We start from the raw sequence: 18753 nt of genomic DNA, 5'->3' as shown, positions 1-18753 counted from the left end.
GCCGGCTCGCCGGTGGCGACCGACTGCCGGAACACCAGGACGTAGCGACCGTCGGACAGGACCTGGATGGGAAGCGCGGCGGTCAGCCGGGCCGCAGGACGGCCGTGATCACTCCGTCGGCGCGCTTGTCGAACGCCTGGTAAAACCCGGGCGCGTCATCGAGCCGGCCATGATGGGTGACCACCACGCTGGGACGGGCCCGGCCGGACAGCACGAGGTCACGCAGCAACACCGTGTAGCGCCGGTCGTGCGTACGGCCGAACCTCACTGAGACACCCTTGGAGAAGAACATCGCCCACGGCACCGTGAGACGGCCGTCGGCGCGCCCCTCGGGGGCCGGATGCAGGTCCTTTTCGGCGTATACGCCGATGATGCCCAGATGCCCCGTCGGGTTTACCAGCCGGGCGAGATCGCTGACGACCTGCGTCGGGTTCTCCAGCCCGGGCACCAGGCGGTCGTGAGCCTGGAACCCCACCGCGTCGATGCCCACCTGGACCCCGCTGATCGCCGCCTCTCCGGGCGCCAGGCCGAGTGCCCGGCGCAGCTCGCGGATCTGGTCGACCGGATCCCCCTTCCGGTAGTCGACGGGCACGGCACCGATTTCGCCGGCCTTGTCCAGTCGTTCGGGTACCGCGTCGACGACGTAGACTTCGGCCGCCCCCTTCAGCAGCGAGCTGTAGGCCGCCAGCAGGCCGATGGTTCCCGCGCCGAAGACCGCGACGGTCGCGCCCGCGGTCACCTCCCCCAGCACGGTCGCGTGCCAGCCGGTCACGAACGCGTCAGCCAGCAACACCAGATCGTCTTCACGATCGTCGCCGGGTTCTCCGGGTACGGCGACGCAGTTGGCGTCGGCGAAGGGCACTCTCAGCAGTTCGGCCTGCGCGCCGCGGTAAGGCCCCATGCCCGCGTAGCCGTACGCGGCTCCGAAGCCCCCCGGGCGCACCCGCAGACAGGCCGCCGACAGGCCCCGCGCGCAATTGACGCACACCCCGCAATACACATGGGTCGGGATCACCACCCGATCCCCGGGCTTGACCATCTCGACCGCGGGCCCGGCCTGCTCGACGACGCCCAGAGGCTCGTGCCCCAGGACCAGCCCCGGCGTGGCTCCCGTACGCCCGTCGTACATGTGCAGGTCGGTCCCGCAGATCGCGCTCGAGCTGATCCGGACGACGACGTCTTCCGGCGCCTCCAGCACCGCGTCCGGGACGTCCTCGACCGCGACCGAGCGGGTGCCGGCGAAGACGACGGCCTTCATACCGGCCGTCCACCGCTTCCAACCATCCGAACCTCCGTCGTCTCATCCGACGGCTGAACAGCACCCACTACTCCTCGGTGCACCCCGGCTACTCCAAGGGAGCTTTCCCGCACCCAAGTCCACGCCCCTGCACCCGGGGCCACTCACTACCAGCCTATTTTCCCTTCGTGACCCCGCGCGGCCCCGCCCGCGGTGACCATTGTGGCGCGGTCGTGGCTGGCATCGGCGCAGGGGTCCTTACTTGCTGTGCACGATTTGGATCAGGTTGCCGCAGGTGTCGTCCAGGACCGCTGTGGTGACCGGGCCCATCTCCAGCGGCTCTTGGGTGAAGCGGACCCCGAGCTCGCGCAGCCGGTTGAACTCCGCAGCTACGTCCTGCACGGCGAAAGAGGCGGCCGGGATGCCGTCCTGGACCAGCGCCTCCTTGTACGGCTTCACGGCGGGATGGCCGTCGGGCTCCAGCAGCAGTTCGGTCCCGTCGGGGTCTTCCGGCGAGACAACTGTGAGCCAACGGTGCTCGCCCAGCGGGACCTCGGTCTTCTTCACGAAGCCGAGCACGTCGGTATAGAAGCGCAGGGCCTTGTCCTGGTCATCGACGAAGACGCTGGACAGGTGGATCTTCATGGGGGTGCCTCCGGTGTATCGGGCTTGAGCCACCTGGTGAGGATGCGCTCAAGGGGTTCGGTGTTCAGATCGTGAAACTTGTAGCGGCCCTGGCGCCGCGAACGGACCAGACCTGCGGATTCCAGTACAGCCAAATGCTGACTGATCGCCTGGCGGGACAGTCCCAGACCGTGCTTGGTCACCAGCCGTGTGCAAATCTCGAACAGGGTCTGGCCGTCCCGTTCCACCAGCTCATCGAGGATGCGCCGGCGGGTGGGGTCAGCCAGGGCCTTGAAGACATCCTCCGCCATAACCCCCACCATAGGCAAGTCTCGACTTGCCTATCAAGTTTGGTTAGCTGCGCCCGAAGGCCCAGCACGATCCGGCCGGACATGGCTGATCCGCCACGGCTGTCGCCACTCGTGCCCTCATATCGCGAGATAGCGTGATCCCATGAATCGAGAACTCACTGTGATGGCCGTGCACGCCCACCCTGACGACGAAGTGCTCGGCACCGGCGGCATCCTGGCCCGCTACGTGGAGGAGGGCATCCGTACCGTCCTCGTCACCTGCACGAACGGCGAGCAGGGCGACGGCCCTGGCGGGGTGAAGCCGGGCGAGCCGGGGCATGACGACAGCGCGGTGGCCGAGCGGAGGCTCGCCGAGCTGCGTGAGTCCGCGGACCATCTGGGGGTGGCCCATCTGGAACTGCTCGGATACCGCGACTCCGGCATGGACGGCTGGGACGGCAACGGCCACCCCGACGCCTTCGCCAACGTTCCCGTGGAGAAGGCCGCCGCCCGGCTGGGCGAGCTGATCGAACGCTACCGGCCCCAGGTGGTGGTGACCTACGACGAGAACGGCGGATACGGCCACCCGGACCACATCCAGGCGCATCGGATCGCCGTGGCGGCGACCGAGGCGACCGGCATCCCGGACAAGCTGTACTACACCGCCGTTCCCCGGGCCGCCATCAGGGAGATGTTCGAGCTGATGCGCTCGTCCGGGATGGACGTGGGCGTGGACCTACCTGAGGACTTCGGCACCCCCGACGAGCTCATCACCAGCGTCGTGGACGTCTCGCCGTACGTCGAGCGCAAGATCAAGGCCCTCAAGGCGCACGAGAGCCAGGGCGAGAACATCTTCCTGCTGCGCATGCCCGACGACATCCAGCAGCGGGCCTTCTCGTTCGAGGCGTTCGTGCGCCACTTCTCCCGGGTCGCCGCGCCCGACCACGAGGACGACCTGTTCGCCGGGCTGCGGGACTAGCGGCTAGGAAAGCCGTTCGATCGACGCCGGCCCCCGGGCGAACCGGGACGTCACCCAGGCCGGCCCGGGCGAGCCTCGCCTCTACCCAGGAGGCGAGACTCGTGAGGCGTACCGCGCGATGCTCTTTACATCCACGTCGCTCAACTCATGCACCACCTCCGTGGACGCAACCGGCCCGCTGATCTAGTACCCTGCCAGCTCAGCGGACCTTGGCATGTCAAAGGAGAGGGCGGGATACCCTGCCTTCGGTGCCTCGAACCGCGTGACCGGAGGAGCCGATGCTGGGATGACGGCAGGGCGACCGATGCCCACACAGGACGACGTGCTCGGGTACTTCAACACGCTGTCGAACTGGGGACGGTGGGGCGACGACGACGAGCTCGGCACTCTGAACCACATCACCGACGACGTCCGGCTGGCGGCGGCGCGGGCCGTGCGCCACGGCAGGAGCGTGTCGTGCGCGTGGGAGGTTGCCGTACCGGAAGACATGGAGCGGTCGACGACGACGTGCCCGTGCGCCGCCGACATGCCGGGTGCCGAGGACATGCCGGTGCCCGGATTCCGCGACGACCGGCGCTGGGGCTTTTCGTCTGAGCGACTCGGCGTCACGTTCCACGGCAACACCCTCACCCACGTCGACTCGCCGTGCCACATCTTCTGGGACGGCACGATGTACAACGGGCGGTCGCACTCGTTGGTCGACGCCGCAACGGGATCGGCGTGGGCGGCCGTCACGGCGGCGGCGAACGGGATCATCACGCGTGGTGTCCTGCTGGACATTGCGAGGGTCCGCGATGTGCCGTGGTTGGAACCAGGGCAGGGTGTGTTTCCCGACGATCTCGAGGAGGCCGAGCGTCGCCAGGGTGTGCGGGTGCGACCCGGCGATGCGGTACTCCTGCGGACCGGCTATGGTCGCGTCCGGCACGAGGCCGGTGAGGCCAGCGGTTTCACGCAGGCCGGCTGGCACGCGTCCTGCCTGCCGTGGCTGCATGAACGGGAGGTCGCGCTGATCGGCGCTGACACCCCCCAGGACGTTCAGCCATCGGGGTACGAAGACGTGTTGATGCCGGTTCACGCCGTGAGCCTCGTCGCAATGGGTCTGTGGATGCTCGACAACTGCGACCTGGAGGCGTGCGCGACGACGGCTGCCGAGCTCGGCCAGTGGGACTTCCACCTCGCAGTCGCGCCGGTCCGCTTCGCCGGTACGTCCGGCAGCCCGGTCAACCCGATCGCCACATTCTGACCGCGGTTCACGAGGGGGTGCGACGCCATGAAGAACCCGGCCCGCACCTGGAACGCGGTCATGGTCGGTGAGGACACGCCGTGCTGGTCGGGAACCAGGCGGCGGAGGTACCGCGCGAGTCGCGGCCGGTCGACAACAGGCCGCATCTCTACGGCCGCCGCAACCCGGCGCCCCCGAATCCTGCGCCGTTGCTCGGCGAGAAGGGTTGGCGTCTGAACATGTCAATAGTGCAGCGTTCCGCGTCGCCTTTCATCGCTGTATCAAGTGCGCTCTTCAAACGCGGGCGCTACTGCAGTTGGTCGCGGCGGCGGGTGAGGTAGGCGGTCTCGCCGGTGTTGCCGGCCAGCTCGATGGCCCGATCGTAGGCCGCGCGTGACTGCTGACTGTGGCCCAGCCGGCGCAGCAGGTCGGCGCGGGTGGCGTGGTAGGCGTGATAGCCGGCCAACGCCTCGGCGAGGCGGTCAACGATGGCCAGTGCCACCTCCGGCCCGTCGAGCTCGGCCACGGCGATGGCCCGGTTGAGGGCGATGATCGGCGAGGGGTCGAGGCGGACGAGCTGGTCGTAGAGGGCCAGGACCTGCGACCAGTCGGTGTCGCGGATGTCGCGGGCGGAGGTGTGCACGGCGTTGATCGCGGCGAGGATCTGATAGCGACCCGGAGCCACCCCGGCAGCGGCCAGGCGCTCACGCACCAGCCGATGACCTTCGGCGATCAGTTCCACGTCCCAGGCCCCACGGTCCTGCTCGTCGAGCGCGACCAGTTCGCCGTTCGCCGAGATCCGGGCGGGGCGGCGGGCCTCGGTGAGCAGCATCAGCGCCAGCAGCCCAGCCACTTCTCCGTCCTGCGGCAGGAGCGCGCGGATCAGGCGGGTGAGCCGGATCGCCTCGGTGGTCAGGTCGTGTCGTACGGGATCGGTGTCGGGGCCGCTGGCCAGGTAGCCCTCGTTGAAGACGAGGAACAGGACGGCCAGGACGCCGGAGACACGAGCCGGCAGATCCTCGGCGGACGGCATCCGATAGGGGATGCGAGCCGCCTTGATCTTGGCCTTCGCGCGGGTGATGCGCCGCTCCATGGTGGTCCCCTGCACCAGGAAGGCACGGGCGATCTCGGGCACGGTCAGACCGCCGACCATGCGCAGCGTCAGCGCCACGCGCGCTTCCACCGCCAGCGCCGGGTGACAGCAGGTGAAGATCAGCCGGAGCCGGTCGTCATCGATCGCGCCAACAGGCTCGGGCGGGTCGTCGTACGTCATCTGAGCCTCCCTGTGCTTGTCGTCGCGCTTGTTCTCACGCCGGATCCGGTCGATGGCCTTGCGGTTGGCGGTGGTAGTCAGCCAGGCGCCGGGATTGGGCGGTACGCCGTCGGCCGGCCACCGCTCCACGGCGGTCGCGAACGCCTCGGCAGCCGCCTCCTCGGCGATGTCGAGGTCACCGAAACGCCTGGTCAGGGCGGCCACCACCCGCGCCCACTCGTCGTGGTGGGCCCGGGTGATCGCCTCCTCGACATCGCTCACAGGAACGGCCGCACCTCGATCTTCCGATCGCAGACCTTCGACGCCTCGGCGGCGAGCTTGAGCGCCACATCCAGATCGGGGGCCTCCCACACCCAGACGCCGGCGAGGTACTCCTTCGACTCCACGAAAGGCCCGTCGCTGAACACCGCCTGCTCGCCCCGGTTGTCGATGACCGTGGCCGCGTCGGTGTCCGCGAGTCCGCCCGAGAAAACCCAGTAGCCCTCGGCGATCAGTCGTTCGTTGAACGCGCTGATAGCAGGCCGCCTGTCCGTGCTGCCGGGATTGCTCTTGTCATCGATCACGGAAACCAGGTACCGCATCTAAAGATCATCTCCTGTGGTGTCAAGACAGCGTGGTTCGGTGGTAGGGACTTCAGGCCGTTGCATACCGCGGGCGCCCGGCCGGCCGGTAGACCTGGATCGTCACGCCCTTCGAGTCGACCCGCGACTCGACCAGGTCGAGCGCAAGATCTGGACCGGTCTCCGGGAACAGTCTCGCGCCCTGGCCGAGGATCACCGGGATCACGATCAGAATCATCTCGTCGACCAGGTCGTTCTCCAGCAGCCACCGGGTCAGGATGCCACTGCCGTGCACCTGCAGCTCACCCCCGGGCTTGGCCTTCAGCTCACTGATGGCCGCCGCGAGGTCACCGCGGAGAACGGTCGTGTCCTCCCAACGCGGCGCGGTGAGCGTGGTCGAGGCAACGTACTTGGGGGCCTCGTTCAAGGCCACGCCGATGGGATGTGCGCGCATCTGGTCGATTGATCCCCAGGAGGTGAACAACTCGTAGGTGCGCCGGCCGAACAGGAACGCCTCTGCGCGCTGGTAGGTCTGGGTGATGAACGTCCTGGTCTCGTCGTCACCCGCCCCCCGGGCCCATCCGCCGCGCTCGAATCCGTCCCTGCGGTCCTCATCCGACGCACCGCCGTTTCCCTGCATCACTCCATCGATGGTGACCTGAGTCACGGTCGTCAGCTTCATGATCGCGATTCCTTTACCTCGGCGCCGCCCCCTTGCGGGCGGCCTCACCCCTGCTACGAACACCACCGCCCCGATCCGACACCGCCTCCCGGACTTCTTTGAAGAACTTTCCGGGACGCCGGTCGTCAGCGATCCGACAGCACGACAGTGTCGCGGCGACCGCGCTCCACCTCCTCAAGCGCGCCCAGTGCGGACAAAGCTCGTGCCCTTACCGCGGCGGCGTTTGAGGGTGGGCGCACGGCCTTCGTCGATGACCAGGTCGGCGTTGTCGAGGTAGCCGGCGTCCAGGTGCGCGGCCGCGCTCAAGTGGGCGTCCTTGAGGTGGGCGACGAAGCCGGCCTTGAAGAACCGGTACACCAGCAGCTCGTGCGCGTCACCGTGGAAGGCGGCCACCTCCTCGATGTCGGCCAGCTGCGCGGCGAACCCGCCGGCCTGGTCCACCGCCGCCCGCACCGCCTGCACGCTGTGGGCCTGCACCACGAGCGCCTACAGCAATAGCGCGACAAGGTGTCGGCGTCCTGGGCGTCGGCCTCACCCGCGAAGTCGGCGATCTTCGACGGTGCGATGCCGTCCAGCCAGGCGTCGGTGTCGCCGAGCGCGTCCACCTGGTCCAGCCATTTCACCTGCTCGCGGAATCGCGACCAGGTGGCCCGCTGGGCGGGCTTCTTGAGCCGGTGGCCAACTCCAGGCAGCGCCGAACGTGGTCGATCACCACGTCAGGGATCTCGTCCGGGGACGGGAAACGCGCCATCTTCTGAAAGCACTTCAACGCCAGCACCAGCGCGAAGCACGACTCTGTCCCTTTCTCTCGTACTTTGGTCTGCCCCCCGTCTTGGGTGCTGCCGAAGCGGCTATGGCCGTGACGGGCGATCCAGCACGGTGAAGCGCAGGTGGGTGGCATAGGGAGACTCGATCACCCGGGTCCGCTCCAGCCGGATCGGCGCGACCTCCAGGTGCTCGAACAGCCGGACGCCGCCCCCCAGCAACACGGGGACGAGGTGGATCTGGATCTCGTCGACGACCCCGGCCTCGATGGCCTGCCGGCCGATGTCCGCGCCGCCGCCGAGGGCGACGTTCCCGTCTCCGGCGGCCTTCCGGGCCAGTGTCACCGCGCTTTCGACGCCGTCGGTCACGAACTTGAACGGCCCCGCGGGCTTCGCCCACTCGGACGGGACGTGGTGGGTGACCACGAAACACGGGAGCCCGCCCGGGGGGTCGCCGCCCCACGCCTCGGAGACGTCGAACATCCGCCGGCCCACCACGAACGCTCCGGTGTCCACGAACAGCTCGTCGAGCACCGCGCGGTCGGGCCCGGTTGCCGCGAACCCGTCCGCGCCGCCGCCATGCACCCAGTAGTGCAGGATCTCGCCTCCCACGCCCAGTCCCTGCCCGGGCCGGTCCTCTGGCCCCGCGACGAAACCGTCCAGCGACATCGAGATCGAGAAAATGACCTTGCCCATGGGTCTCCTCCTGCCCGGATCCGTCCACCGAAGATCCTCCCGAGCACGCCGGACTTCAAGAGAGTTCACGAGCTCGATTCCCTGGGACCTGCAGCGGGCGCGCCGCTGGGTCCTGAAAGTGCTTGCCTGCGCCTCATCGTCCATCGGCCGCTGACCGCGCTGATCGTGCTCTGCGCCGGGGATGCCGATGGTCATCCTGGACGGCAGTGCGAGGACTTTAGAGCTGCGCACCGTGCGGTCTGGCGCGGTCTGGCGTGTGGTCAGCAGCATTCCTGGCCGAGCCAGGCCTGGCGGCCTTCTTTGACGGCGACGGCGGCGACGGCCATTCCGATCAGCGGATCCAGCCACCACCACCCGATCGCGGCGTTGGCGGCCAGTCCGGCCAGGACAGCCCCGGCGAGGTAGGCGCACAGCAGGTTCTGGGCGCCTTCCCCAGCGGTGGCGCCGGAGCCCAGGCGCGCGCCGAGGCGCCGCTTGGCGACGCCGAGCAGCGGCATTAGCGCCAGGCTGAGCCCGGTCAGCACGATGCCGAGCACGCTGGAGGCGGCCTCCTGACCGGTGACCAGCTTGTGCACGGCCTCGATCGCCACATACGGCGCCAGCAGCCAGAACGAGACCGCCACAGCCTTTTGCGCCCGGCCTTCGGCGGTGTGCGACAGGGTGCGCGAGCCGGTGAAACGCCAGATGACTATTACGCTGGCCAACCCTTCGACCGCTGACGACAGCGCCCAGCCGATCAGGGCGATGGAGGCGGCCGCCACGCCGGCGGCGATGCCCGCGGCACCTTCGATGGTCATCCAGACCAGGCTGATCCAGGACAGGGTTCTGGCCCAGCGGGCGGCTCGCAGCCAGTCCTCATCGCGTTCCGCTGGAGCCCCAGGTGAGGTCCCCCATGTGTCCCGCGGGGCCGCCCTGGGAATGGCGGCCGGTACGGCGGCGCAGCAGGTGTCCGCACAGTCGTCAGTTTTGGCCCCGGTTCTGGGGGTGTCGGTTCTGGGGGTGTCGGCGGGGGTGTGGTGCAGGGCAGGTTGTCGCTCGCTCATCACGGCGTCTCGCTCTCGTCCTCGGGCTCTTGTCCTCGGGCTTTCGTCGTGGTGCGTCCGTCGCCTCGTTGTCGTCAGGGCGGCCCATGGCGGGACGGACGGCCCGAGGGCGTCGCCGGGGACCCTCGGTAGCTCGTCATGCCGGTTGGCGGCGGCGCGGGAGCGGGGGTTCGGGACGATGCGCGGGGCCGTGGGGGTCGGCGCAGTGGGCGCCGCTGGCGGCTGTCGTGAGTGTCGCTGTTACTGGCGCGAGGGTGAGCAGCTCGGCGGGGGCGTGATCGACCTGCAAGGTGGTGTGCTGGATGCCGTAGTCGTGGTGAACCAGGTGTTCCACGGCCTGCCGTACGGCGTGGCAGTCGGCTCCAGGGGTGACCAGGACGTGGGCGGACATTGCGGGGTAGCCGGAGGTGACCTCCCAGATGTGCAGGTCGTGCACCTCGGCGACATCCGCCAGGGCGGCGGCTTTGCGGCCGAGCTCGGCGGGGTTGACCCCCACGGGGGCGGCTTCCATGAAGACGCGGCCGGCCTCGCGGACCAGGCCCCACCCGGCTTTGAGCATCAACACCGCTACCACCAGGGCGGCGATGGCGTCGGCGCGGACCCAGCCGGTCAGCACGATGACCACACCGGCCGCGGTGGTGGCGATGAAGGCGTACAGGTCGTTGAGGATGTGCTGGAAGGCGCCTTCGACGTTGAGGCTTGTCCGGTTGGCCCGGCTGAGCAGCCAGCTGGCGGCGAGATTGACCACGACTCCGGCCAGCCCGGTGGCCACCAGATATCCGCCCTGCACGGGCGGGGGCGCGACGAGGCGATGTACGCCTTCGTAGAGGAAGCAGACGGCCAGTAGCAGCAGCGTGAGGCCGTTGGCCTGGGCGGAGACGATCTCAGCTCGTTTGAGCCCGTAGGTGAACCCCCCTTGGGGCGGCCGGGCGGCGATTCGCATCGCCACCAGGGCGAACACGATCGCACAGGCGTCGGTCAGCATGTGTCCGGCATCGGAGATCAGTGCCAGAGAGCGGGCGATGAGACCCACCACCACCTCGGCCGCCATGAAACCAGCGATCAGCGCCAGCGCACCGGCGAGGCAGCGACGGTTGGCCTCCGCGCTGATCACATGCCCATGACCGTGACCATGACCTGGACCATTCCCATGTCCGTGGGCCTTGTCCTGTCCAGGTTCGTGCTCGTGCTCGCCGTGCTCGTGGACAGGGATGTGGGTGTGGGTGTGGGCGGCGGGCTGATCAGTCATCACGGTCTCCTCGCTCGTGCCTGATGTGGACGATGGCCAGGTCGAACAGCATCCGCACGTGAGAGTCGGCGAGTCGGTAGTACGACATCCGGCCGCTGCGGCGTACCTTCACCACCCGATTGGTGCGCAGGAGCCGTAGCGCGTGCGAGGCGGCCGACATGCTGTGCCTGCTCGCCGCCGCCAGGTCGCACACGCACATCTCTCCCCCCTCCAGCAGTGCCGCGATCAACCGCAGCCGCCCCGGATCGGCAAGCAATCCGAAGATCCGTGCGAGATCCTCCACCGCGTCCTCGTCCGGCAGTGCCTGACGGACACTGGCTACCCGTTCGGCGTCCACCATCCGTACCGCGCAGTCATCCGGTGCCCACGGCGCGACATCTGAGAATTCGTTCATACGTGGAAGGATTTTGACCTCGCTTTCCGCCTCTGTGAGGCACTCCCGGCAGGTTCGTCGCCACTCGTCCGCCAGTGAGCCCATGGATTGGCAATCAATACTTGCCCGGTTGCTCACATGTGTAAGCCTGAGGGTAACTGGATAACTACGGAGCGTAAGAATCGTCGATCCACGTCCCGGAGGTTCCCCATGGCATCCGATCCCGGCCCCGATCACGGCCACGCCGCGCCGTCCCGCGCCGACGCCTGCTGCCCCAGCGAGAGCACCGCCCCGCAGGCCGGCCAGCACGCCGGCCACGCACCCGATCAGGTCGATCGCTGTGGTTGCTCCGACCACGGGCACGGTCACTCCCCCGGCCACGCGCACGTTCACGCGAACGGCGACAGTTCCTGCCACTCCCACCACGCCTAGGTGCCGGACGACAAGGGACGAGGAACGCGATGGGCGACGGACACGGTCACACAAACGGCCACCACGAGGGCCACGACCACGGGAGCCACGGCCACGACGACGGCCATGGGCATCCGCACGGTCAGGGGCAGGCGAACAGTCAAGGGCATGGCGCCGTCGGCGTGCTCGACGACCTCGACAATCTCGATCATCCCGGCCACTTCGATGGGGCGTCCACGGGCCCGGCGCACCGGGATCCGCCCAGCGCGGGCGGCGTGCTGTCCCCCGCGGACATCCGCAATCAGGTGTTCACGGTGGTGCGCCTACGGGAGGGCTACGACCTGGCCGAGGTCGACCGGTTTCTCGGCAGGGTCGAGGCCGCCTTGATCAGGCTGCTGCGGGACAACGAGGAACTGCGGGCGCGCGCCGCCGCGGCCCAGCACAGCGTCGGCTGCGGCAGGCAGCTGTCGCCGGCCGTGGAGGGAGAAAGCGCCGTTCAGCTCGTCGATGTCGCCAGAGCGGCCGCGGAGCGGACACTCGCCCTGGCTCATCAGGAAGCCCAAGTCGTGCTGGCGCAGGCACGCGGCAAGGCCGAGCAGGTGGAGCAGGCCGCCCTGGACAAGGCCGCGGGCCTGCGGCGGGAGGCTGCCGGCATCCCCCACCAGGAGCTGGAGAGCCGGATTCAGGTCCTGCACTCCTTCATCGCCACCTTCGGGAGCGGGCTCAAGGACACCCTCGACGGGCAGATCAACCGGCTCCACACCCTGCTCGACGAACTCCACGACCCCGGCGACGACTCCCACGACTCTCAGGACCCCGGCCAGGATTCCCACGACCCAGTCGGCCAGCCCGCTCAGGCGCCTCATCCCGTATCGGGCTGACGGCTGCGGACAGCGTGGCCGTATTGGAGGCCCCGTCTGTTCTCCTGAGCAAGCGGATTCGGCGCCTGGCCCATGTGGGCGTGGCTCTCGGCTTCCGCCCTCCCACCAGATCAATAGGAGGTACTCACGCATGCCACCATCGGCTGTCGTCTTGGCCGCATGGCCGGTGCTGGACATCCAGCCGCCCCGCCAGGAGGCAATGGGCGCGGTGCTGCTGGTCTGCATCTCGACCCTCGTCGGAGCTTTCCTCGCCCGTCGCAACTCCAAGCGGATGAGCCTGTGGCTGGCCATCGCCTCGGCGATGATCCTGGTCACTGCCCTGGTCGACCTGGCGCCCGACGCCTGGGGCGAGGCGGCCGAGGCCGGCGTCCCGCCCTGGGCGCTGGCGCTGTCGGCCGGTTTCGGCTTCCTGGTCATCACCTACTTCACCCGCCGCGGCTGCGCCTGCCCTGAGGACGAGCCGCCCCGCGCCGCCCTGCACGCCCCCGGCCTGCACCGCCGCCTGAAACAAGGCATGGACGCTGCGGTGTTCGGCGGCATGGGCACCGCCGCCGCGCTCACCCTGCACCGCGCCATCGAAGGCGCCGCCCTGGCCCTGACCGCGTCCGTCGTGGTCATCATCGCGCTGATCGTCCACTCGGCCAGCGAGGGCCTGGCCCTGGCCGTGCTGCTCGACATCGCCAAGCAACGCCTGACCCCCTGGCTGGTCGTGGCCTGCCTCAGCCCGACCGTGGGCGTGGTGACCGCCACCCTCAGCCCTCTCCCCGTTCGGCTCGTCCCGATCCTTCTCGCCATGGTCATGGGCGTGCTGTGCCGGACCGCGATCGTCGGAATGAAACTCGCCGCGAGCAAGCAGCAAGGCGGACGGCTGTCGCGCCGACAGATTGCCATCGCCGCGAGCGCAGCGGCCGGCGCCGGCATCCTGCTCGCCACCGCCCACACCCTCGGCGGCGAGGAAAGCCCCCCGAAAGCCGCCGCGGGCGCCGCCGGCGGGGCCCTGCCTGCCGTACTAGATGCGGCGCTGGAGGCGGCGCCGCTCGTCCCGGGTGCTGTGGCGACCGCGTCTCTGCCCCACCAGCGGCTGGACCGCATCGCAACCGGGCCCTCCTCGAGCCCCCACCCCACCTCATCCGGGCGCGCGCCGGGCGTCGGCCCCCGCCCGGACCGGACAGCGGACCGGCCATCGGACCGGCCAGCAGTCCGAACCGCGGCGGTCCCGCAGCTCAGCCGAGCGGAGCTGAGCCAGGCGGTCAGCTCCGGCCGGCTCAGCCTGGTCGAGGTCTTCCAGCGCACCGATCCGGTCACCGAGCACACCCCGATCCGGCGCATCCTGCGCGCTCTGCCGGGCTCCACCCCGCACACCGTGCGGGCCCTCATCACCGCAACCGGCGTCGGCGCCAAAGAGCAGGTCGCCGACCTCAGCGACCGGCAACGCCGCTCACTGCTCACCGCCCTCAGCCACCGAGATGCGATCGCTCCCGCAGCCCGCACCCACCAGGCCGGCAGCTGACAGTGATGATGTAGATGAGCCCCTCCCGCCAGGGTTTGACCCAGCAGCTGACTGACCTTGGGTCCTCAACGGGATCTGTCGGTCCTGGCCGGGAGGTGCTCATGTGCACTCACTGGATGTGGCGTTGTGACTTCAGGGGGGCCGCCGGCGATTGCGGAGCCTAGCTCCGCGAGCACCGCTTGGATCGCTGGGCTGGCATTGGCGCTGCGCCGCCACGCCGCGTGTATCTCGCGCTTCGGTTGCCGCCGCAGCGGCCGGGAGACGAGCCCTTCTTCCAAGGGCGGGCGAGCAAGGCGAGGGATCAGGGCGATAACGTCGCCTGAGGCGACCAGCGACAGCTGGGTGGCGAAATCGTCAACCAGATGGCGCACGTCGGGGTCTTCGGGCACGTCTGCGAACAGTCGTCGGAACCACTGGTGGCACACCGAGCCAGGCGGGCTGGTCACCCACGAGTAGCAGGCAAGGTCGGCGCCGGCGAGTGGCGGATCGAGCCGCGCGAGCGGATGCGTCCGATTCATGACCACGTCGCCGACGTCGGTGTGCATATGGCGCTGGGTCAGGGACGATGGCAGAGGGGCTGGCAGCCCGTCGGCGTCGTGCACGAGGGCGAGGTCGGCTGTACCGGCATCGACGCTGTGGAGGGCTTGGTCGGGGTCCTGCTCGGTGATGTGCACGCGTAGGTCCGGGCAGCGCGTCGACAGTCGCAGAATGGTGGGCGCGAGCAGCCCGCGGATAGCAGTCGAGAAGGCGACCACGCGGAGTATGCCGCGCGGCGCGCCCTCCGAGACTGACCGGGCCGCTTCGGCGCAGCGCTCCAGCGCCTGGAACACTTCGGGCGCTGAGTCGATGATGGCCTGCCCGGCCGGAGTGAGCACGACCCCGCGTCCCGCCGGCGCGAGCACGGGCACACCGACCTGGCGTTCCAGCCTCTTGATCTGCTGCGAAACCGCCGAGGCCGTGAACCCGAGCTCATCGGCCGCCCGCGCCAGCGTCCCGAGAGCAGCCATCGACCGCAACGCCCGCAAGGCCCCGACATCAATCATGAAGACAAACTACGCAATATTGGCAAGAAAGCATCGCTGGACCACACTTATCGGGCCGACGCAGGATCGAACCATGACCACCCCGCAGCACCCTGCTGACCTACTCTTCGGCTCCAACCTCGTCGCCATGGTGACCCCGATGCACCCCGACGGCACGATCAGCGAACCTGGGCTCGCCAACCTCGTCGACCACCTGCTGACCACAGGGTGCGATGGCATTTTGAACTCAACTTGCCCTACCTCGCGTGCGGCGCCACCGGTGTGCTCAGCGTCGTGGGCAATGTCGTCGCCGACCGCAACGCCGAGCTCATACGAGCGGTCCGCAGCGGCGACCTCGACTCGGCGAAGGCGATCCAAGGTTCGCTGATTCCCCTGGTGGACGCCATCATGCGCACATCCCAAGGGGCCATAATGGCCAAGGCCGCTCTGGCCGAGCTCGGGATCATCCCCCACGCGACGGTGCGCCTCCCGCTGCTCGAGCCGCCGCCGCCTCACCTCCAGCGGCTAACGGATGCTCTGGCAACCATCGCCGCGCCTGTCTGACCGAACCTCCGCCAGGCGGCGGATCAGGATGCGCGACGACATTCGACCACCTAGAGCCAAACGCCGCTACTGCCGCTGATAGTGAGTTCGACGTGAAGCCGCTGCCTACTCACTCTTGAACACGTTGCAGTACCAGTTTCGCCTTCGAGCGCCGACTCCAGGACCCGCTTGGTGAGCTGCTGCAGCAGACCACCCTCACCAGTCAGGTCCAGTAACACGCCGCCTCGCGGTTCAATGAGAGCGGTCCGGCCATACGGCGAGCGGGCGCAGGGCGGCGAGCGTGAACGCGAGCAGAGCCATGGGCAACGCGGGCGCGGCGGGAAGCGCGTGGAGGACCAGCCATCCTCCTCCCGCGGCGCCCGCGACCAGGGCCGCGAGCAGGACGACGCTGTCCCAGAACACCCGCCCCCCGGTCACCAGGCCCGCCAGCACCCCGGTCAGCGTGCCCGTGAAGAAGGTCGTGGAGAGCCCGGGAATGCCGAACGTCCGGACCGCCGCGCTCTGCACGCCCATCGCGAAGGCGGCGACGACCGCCAGCACGAGACGCTCGGCCCCCGCAGGCCGGCCCCCGGCAGCCGCCCAGGTCCCGAGGAACAGTCCGAACAGCACCAGCTCGCACCCCAGGACGGCGGCCACCCGCACCGTCCACCCCGGGTGGCCGCGCGCCGACGGCCCGACGATCCGGCCGCCCGCGAGCACGCCTGCGGCGAAACCGGCGATCGCGCCCGCGGCGTTGGCCGCGAGCGCGGCGTCGGGACGCCCGGCCGACAGTCCGAGCAGGACGAGGTTGCCCGTCATGACGCTGGTGAAGACCCCGCCGAGCCCGATGAAGCTGATCGCGTTGGTGGCGCCCGTCGCCGCCGTCAGCGCCGTGGCCAGGACCAGCGGCCCCAGACGGGCCCGCCAGGTCCGGGAAACCGCCCCTGCCGGCATCCCGCCTCCCCGTGAATTCCCCGATGCATCCGCCGCCCGCCGTTCGTCCGCCCGCCGCACACCTTGCCTGTCAACCTAGCCTGACAGCCTGCTTGAGGAAGACGACGCCGTCGATCCTGTCGAGCTGGGCCGGGTCCAGCGGGAAATAGGCGAAATCGTGGGAGATGCGCGGGGCCGGCTTCCTGACGGCCTCGGCCAGGCGGCGGGCGTCGATGAGAGAGTGGTCCCACGGGAGCGTGGACAGGATGCCCTCGACGGTGTCCGGGGGCGGGGTGTTGTCGCCGACCGTGCCGAAGGCGGAGGCCAGGAAGGCGTACCGGTCGCCCAGGTGCGCTTCGGTGATCGCCCCCGCGCTCCACCACTCCACCGGCAGGTCGCCGAGCCGCATGAAGCTCTTGTCCCGCTGCAGGTGGAGGTTGTGGGCGAAGACCAGGGCGGGGCCGTGCTCGGCGACGGCGCGCAGATTGGCGGCCATCATCGCGTCCCGCAGGGCCGACAGCCGCATTATCCGCGCCGGGGACGTGTCGGCCATCCAGGAGTGGTAGCGGAGCAGGCCGACGGCGGTGCGCCCGTACAGTGCCGCCCGCTCCCTGCCTTTCGCGCTCAGCCGCGGCGCCTGCGTGTCGAGCAGCGCCACCAGGTCGTCGGCAAGCAGCCGCAGCCGCTGGGCGTCGGCGGACTGGCCGATCGACTGGGACGGGTCCATGACCGTGGCCTCGTTCGTCCACCGGTCGTCCGGGCCGAGCAGCGCGTCGAGGGTTTCCATGGTGCAGGGGAGCGGGCCGTCGAGGAGGGCGTAGAGGGCGGTGAGCGCCTGGCGCGGGCTCTCGGCCCAATACTCCAGCGGGCCGTCGAAGCCGAAGAACCGGAGCTTTTCGTCATGCTCCTCGTTGTACGCGCGCATCCAGCGCACGAGCTCGCGGTTGGCCGGGGACGCGCCGAAGCCGTGGCTGAAGCCGCGTTCCATTACGTCATCGAGCGTGTCCGCGCCCGTCGTGATGTAGTCGTCGACCACGAGGCCCATGAGACAGTCGCTCTCGATGGCGAACGACCGGTAGCCCTCATGCTCGACCAAATGCCGGAAGATCTCGTTGCGCAACTCGCCCAGCTCCCCCACGAAGTGCCTGGCCTCGCCCAGGCCGAGCAGCAGGGGCTTGGCGGGAAGCGACCGGAGGAACTCCGAGACGCCCGTGCCATCGAGCGGCCAGGCCGTGTCCTTGATATCCATACCTTCAACGGTATCGCTGAACACTCAGTGTAAACTTTCCCTGAAATTCCCCGCTCTCATCGCGATGGACCTTCAATTGGTGATGCATCCATGAGGCCAGTGGACCTGGCGCGCGAGCACGGCCTGTCCACCCAGGCGATCAGGAACTACGAGGACGCCGGCATCCTGCCCGCCGCCGAACGCACCGTCCACGGCTATCGCACCTATACGCCGCTGCACGCGCAAGCCCTGCGCGCGTTCCTCGCCCTCGTGCCCGGGCACGGTCACCAGACCGCCACGTCGATCATGCAGGCGGTCAACCGGGGTGCCACCGAGGACGCGCTGCGGCTCATCGACGAGAGCCACGGCCAGCTCCTCGACGACCGCCGCACCCTCCAGGCCGTCGAAGCCGCGCTCCGCGATCTGGCGCCCGTGCCGCAGGAGCGCGGCGACACGTTCATCGGCCCCCTGGCCAGGAGGCTCGGCATCCGCCCTGCCACCCTGCGCAAATGGGAGAACGCCGGGCTGGTCCGGCCGCGCCGCGATCCGCAGACGGGCTACCGGATCTACAGCGCGGCCGACGTACGGGACGTCCGGCTGGCCCACCAGCTCAGGCGGGGCGGCTACCTGCTGGAGCAGATCGCCCCGCTGATCGCTCAGGTCCGCTACGCCGGAGGCGTCGCCCCGCTGGAGTCGACCCTGCGCGACTGGCAGGCCCGCCTGTCCGCCCGGGGCCGCGCCATGCTCAAGGGCGCCGCCGACCTGGACGCGTACCTCTGCGCCCGCGAACTCTGAGGCCGAGTCACTCCCACCACGGGAACGGCATGGCCACGGAAGGAGGAGCTCAACGTTCTGCGGATGAACGTGCGGAGTGGATTTCCCGCAGCCGCTCGGCCCCATCACCGCCAGCATCTGTCCCTGAGGAACCTCCAGGTCGACCACGTCCACCGCGCGGACCCGGCTCTGCCCCTGACCATGCGTCTTCACCAGGCCGCAGGCCCGGACCGCGGCACTTGACACGTTCATCCACCCTCAACTTCGTCATCGACCTTGGACCAGGCCCGCTCACAGGCATCCAGCCAGCGCAGGTCCGCCTGCAACCGCAGCACGACCCCTTCCAGCAGCAGGCCGGCGCCCGACCCCGCCGGCTCGGCCAGCGCCGCCTGCTGCGCCTCACGCAAGCGGCGCAGCAACGGTTCTTCCGGCCTGCACCGACACCATCACCAGGCCGTG

At 69.3% G+C, this 18753-nt stretch carries 22 protein-coding genes; 6 read left to right on the top strand and 16 right to left on the bottom strand.

Annotated elements, in window-relative coordinates; translation table 11 throughout:
• Positions 1–82: 82 nt before the first annotated feature.
• From ABH927_RS00925 to ABH927_RS00915, 3 genes are all read right to left on the bottom strand, one after another.
• Entirely contained in the window at positions 83–1258 is a 1176-nt protein-coding gene (locus tag ABH927_RS00925) for a glutathione-independent formaldehyde dehydrogenase (protein ID WP_370017471.1), read from the bottom strand.
• 237 nt (positions 1259–1495) lie between these two features.
• Positions 1496–1882: a VOC family protein gene (locus tag ABH927_RS00920; RefSeq protein WP_370017832.1), complete on the bottom strand. Its 387-nt coding sequence runs from the start codon at positions 1880–1882 to the stop codon at positions 1496–1498.
• Entirely contained in the window at positions 1879–2172 is a 294-nt protein-coding gene (locus tag ABH927_RS00915) for an ArsR/SmtB family transcription factor (protein WP_370017470.1), read from the bottom strand. Before ABH927_RS00915 ends, ABH927_RS00920 begins: the two co-directional genes overlap by 4 nt.
• Before the next feature lie 142 nt (positions 2173–2314).
• On the opposite strand from ABH927_RS00915, the gene ABH927_RS00910 reads away from it, so the two are divergent.
• Together ABH927_RS00910 and ABH927_RS00905 are read left to right on the top strand one after the other, a co-directional pair.
• Complete coding sequence (locus ABH927_RS00910) at positions 2315–3130, top strand: PIG-L family deacetylase (protein ID WP_370017469.1); 816 nt, start codon at positions 2315–2317, stop codon at positions 3128–3130.
• Positions 3131–3434: 304 nt separating this feature from the next.
• Positions 3435–4373, top strand: a complete 939-nt coding sequence (locus ABH927_RS00905) for a cyclase family protein (protein ID WP_370017468.1) — start codon at positions 3435–3437, stop codon at positions 4371–4373.
• Between the two features lie 286 nt (positions 4374–4659).
• Here ABH927_RS00905 and ABH927_RS00900 read toward each other — a convergent pair whose 3' ends face one another.
• The 9 genes from ABH927_RS00900 to ABH927_RS00860 all read right to left on the bottom strand — a co-directional run bounded on the left by ABH927_RS00900 (position 4660) and on the right by ABH927_RS00860 (position 11615).
• Entirely contained in the window at positions 4660–5886 is a 1227-nt protein-coding gene (locus ABH927_RS00900; protein WP_370017467.1) for an RNA polymerase sigma factor, read from the bottom strand.
• Positions 5883–6206 (bottom strand): YciI family protein, encoded by a 324-nt coding sequence (locus ABH927_RS00895; protein ID WP_370017466.1) that lies wholly within the window; start codon positions 6204–6206, stop codon positions 5883–5885. The genes ABH927_RS00900 and ABH927_RS00895 overlap by 4 nt, the downstream gene beginning before the upstream one ends.
• 52 nt (positions 6207–6258) lie before the next feature.
• Positions 6259–6867: a dihydrofolate reductase family protein gene (locus ABH927_RS00890; RefSeq protein ID WP_370017465.1), complete on the bottom strand. Its 609-nt coding sequence runs from the start codon at positions 6865–6867 to the stop codon at positions 6259–6261.
• Positions 6868–7041: 174 nt separating this feature from the next.
• Positions 7042–7344 carry a hypothetical protein gene (locus tag ABH927_RS00885; protein WP_370017464.1) on the bottom strand — a complete coding sequence of 101 codons (303 nt, stop codon included), beginning with the start codon at positions 7342–7344 and terminating at the stop codon, positions 7042–7044.
• A 374-nt stretch (positions 7345–7718) separates the two neighbouring features.
• Positions 7719–8327: a dihydrofolate reductase family protein gene (locus ABH927_RS00880; protein ID WP_370017463.1), complete on the bottom strand. Its 609-nt coding sequence runs from the start codon at positions 8325–8327 to the stop codon at positions 7719–7721.
• 260 nt (positions 8328–8587) lie between these two features.
• A complete protein-coding gene (locus ABH927_RS00875) occupies positions 8588–9124 on the bottom strand; it encodes a hypothetical protein (protein ID WP_370017462.1) in 537 nt (178 codons plus the stop codon).
• Positions 9125–9506: 382 nt separating this feature from the next.
• A complete protein-coding gene (locus ABH927_RS00870) occupies positions 9507–10619 on the bottom strand; it encodes a cation diffusion facilitator family transporter (protein WP_370017461.1) in 1113 nt (370 codons plus the stop codon).
• Positions 10612–11013: an ArsR/SmtB family transcription factor gene (locus ABH927_RS00865; protein WP_370017460.1), complete on the bottom strand. Its 402-nt coding sequence runs from the start codon at positions 11011–11013 to the stop codon at positions 10612–10614. Before ABH927_RS00865 ends, ABH927_RS00870 begins: the two co-directional genes overlap by 8 nt.
• Positions 11014–11420: 407 nt before the next feature.
• On the bottom strand, positions 11421–11615 hold the full coding sequence (locus tag ABH927_RS00860) for a hypothetical protein (protein ID WP_370017459.1): 195 nt from the start codon (positions 11613–11615) through the stop codon (positions 11421–11423).
• On the opposite strand from ABH927_RS00860, the gene ABH927_RS00855 reads away from it, so the two are divergent.
• Positions 11586–12284 (top strand): DivIVA domain-containing protein, encoded by a 699-nt coding sequence (locus ABH927_RS00855; protein ID WP_370017458.1) that lies wholly within the window; start codon positions 11586–11588, stop codon positions 12282–12284. The genes ABH927_RS00860 and ABH927_RS00855 overlap by 30 nt on opposite strands.
• Positions 12285–12414: 130 nt before the next feature.
• On the top strand, positions 12415–13794 hold the full coding sequence (locus ABH927_RS00850; RefSeq protein WP_370017457.1) for a hypothetical protein: 1380 nt from the start codon (positions 12415–12417) through the stop codon (positions 13792–13794).
• Between the two features lie 65 nt (positions 13795–13859).
• Here the strand turns inward: ABH927_RS00850 and ABH927_RS00845 are convergent, their stop codons facing one another.
• Entirely contained in the window at positions 13860–14837 is a 978-nt protein-coding gene (locus ABH927_RS00845) for a LysR family transcriptional regulator (protein ID WP_370017456.1), read from the bottom strand.
• Between the two features lie 231 nt (positions 14838–15068).
• Between ABH927_RS00845 and ABH927_RS00840 the strand changes: the two genes are divergently transcribed.
• Positions 15069–15380, top strand: a complete 312-nt coding sequence (locus tag ABH927_RS00840) for a dihydrodipicolinate synthase family protein (RefSeq protein WP_370017455.1) — start codon at positions 15069–15071, stop codon at positions 15378–15380.
• A 231-nt stretch (positions 15381–15611) separates the two neighbouring features.
• Here ABH927_RS00840 and ABH927_RS00835 read toward each other — a convergent pair whose 3' ends face one another.
• Together ABH927_RS00835 and ABH927_RS00830 are read right to left on the bottom strand one after the other, a co-directional pair.
• Positions 15612–16313: a DUF1275 family protein gene (locus tag ABH927_RS00835; protein WP_370017454.1), complete on the bottom strand. Its 702-nt coding sequence runs from the start codon at positions 16311–16313 to the stop codon at positions 15612–15614.
• 70 nt (positions 16314–16383) lie between these two features.
• Complete coding sequence (locus tag ABH927_RS00830) at positions 16384–17541, bottom strand: erythromycin esterase family protein (protein ID WP_370017453.1); 1158 nt, start codon at positions 17539–17541, stop codon at positions 16384–16386.
• A 90-nt stretch (positions 17542–17631) separates the two neighbouring features.
• On the opposite strand from ABH927_RS00830, the gene ABH927_RS00825 reads away from it, so the two are divergent.
• Positions 17632–18315, top strand: a complete 684-nt coding sequence (locus ABH927_RS00825; RefSeq protein WP_370017452.1) for a TioE family transcriptional regulator — start codon at positions 17632–17634, stop codon at positions 18313–18315.
• Positions 18316–18542: 227 nt separating this feature from the next.
• On the opposite strand, the gene ABH927_RS00820 is transcribed toward ABH927_RS00825, so the two are convergent.
• Positions 18543–18713, bottom strand: coding sequence for a hypothetical protein (locus ABH927_RS00820; protein WP_370017451.1), 171 nt, complete (start codon positions 18711–18713; stop codon positions 18543–18545).
• Between the last annotated feature and the right edge of the window lie 40 nt (positions 18714–18753).

It is taken from the genome of Planotetraspora sp. GP83 (assembly GCF_041262585.1).
In the GTDB taxonomy this organism is placed as follows: domain Bacteria; phylum Actinomycetota; class Actinomycetes; order Streptosporangiales; family Streptosporangiaceae; genus JAOEGB01.
The sequence above is the reverse complement of the archived record's forward strand: the minus strand, read 5'-3'. Positions and strand labels throughout refer to the sequence as shown.

Bases quoted from the DNA above. Each gene is read 5' to 3' on its own strand.
- ABH927_RS00910 (WP_370017469.1), top strand. From the start codon at position 2,315: ATGAATCGAGAACTCACTGTGATGGCCGTGCACGCCCACCCTGACGAC.
- ABH927_RS00895 (WP_370017466.1), bottom strand. From the start codon at position 6,206: ATGCGGTACCTGGTTTCCGTGATCGATGACAAGAGCAATCCCGGCAGC.
- ABH927_RS00925 (WP_370017471.1), bottom strand. From the start codon at position 1,258: ATGAAGGCCGTCGTCTTCGCCGGCACCCGCTCGGTCGCGGTCGAGGAC.
- ABH927_RS00850 (WP_370017457.1), top strand. From the start codon at position 12,415: ATGCCACCATCGGCTGTCGTCTTGGCCGCATGGCCGGTGCTGGACATC.
- ABH927_RS00870 (WP_370017461.1), bottom strand. From the start codon at position 10,619: ATGACTGATCAGCCCGCCGCCCACACCCACACCCACATCCCTGTCCAC.
- ABH927_RS00825 (WP_370017452.1), top strand. From the start codon at position 17,632: ATGAGGCCAGTGGACCTGGCGCGCGAGCACGGCCTGTCCACCCAGGCG.
- ABH927_RS00915 (WP_370017470.1), bottom strand. From the start codon at position 2,172: ATGGCGGAGGATGTCTTCAAGGCCCTGGCTGACCCCACCCGCCGGCGC.
- ABH927_RS00920 (WP_370017832.1), bottom strand. From the start codon at position 1,882: ATGAAGATCCACCTGTCCAGCGTCTTCGTCGATGACCAGGACAAGGCC.
- ABH927_RS00830 (WP_370017453.1), bottom strand. From the start codon at position 17,541: ATGGATATCAAGGACACGGCCTGGCCGCTCGATGGCACGGGCGTCTCG.
- ABH927_RS00865 (WP_370017460.1), bottom strand. From the start codon at position 11,013: ATGAACGAATTCTCAGATGTCGCGCCGTGGGCACCGGATGACTGCGCG.
- ABH927_RS00875 (WP_370017462.1), bottom strand. From the start codon at position 9,124: ATGACCATCGAAGGTGCCGCGGGCATCGCCGCCGGCGTGGCGGCCGCC.
- ABH927_RS00860 (WP_370017459.1), bottom strand. From the start codon at position 11,615: ATGATCGAGATTGTCGAGGTCGTCGAGCACGCCGACGGCGCCATGCCC.
- ABH927_RS00905 (WP_370017468.1), top strand. From the start codon at position 3,435: ATGCCCACACAGGACGACGTGCTCGGGTACTTCAACACGCTGTCGAAC.
- ABH927_RS00845 (WP_370017456.1), bottom strand. From the start codon at position 14,837: ATGATTGATGTCGGGGCCTTGCGGGCGTTGCGGTCGATGGCTGCTCTC.
- ABH927_RS00880 (WP_370017463.1), bottom strand. From the start codon at position 8,327: ATGGGCAAGGTCATTTTCTCGATCTCGATGTCGCTGGACGGTTTCGTC.
- ABH927_RS00835 (WP_370017454.1), bottom strand. From the start codon at position 16,313: ATGCCGGCAGGGGCGGTTTCCCGGACCTGGCGGGCCCGTCTGGGGCCG.
- ABH927_RS00890 (WP_370017465.1), bottom strand. From the start codon at position 6,867: ATGAAGCTGACGACCGTGACTCAGGTCACCATCGATGGAGTGATGCAG.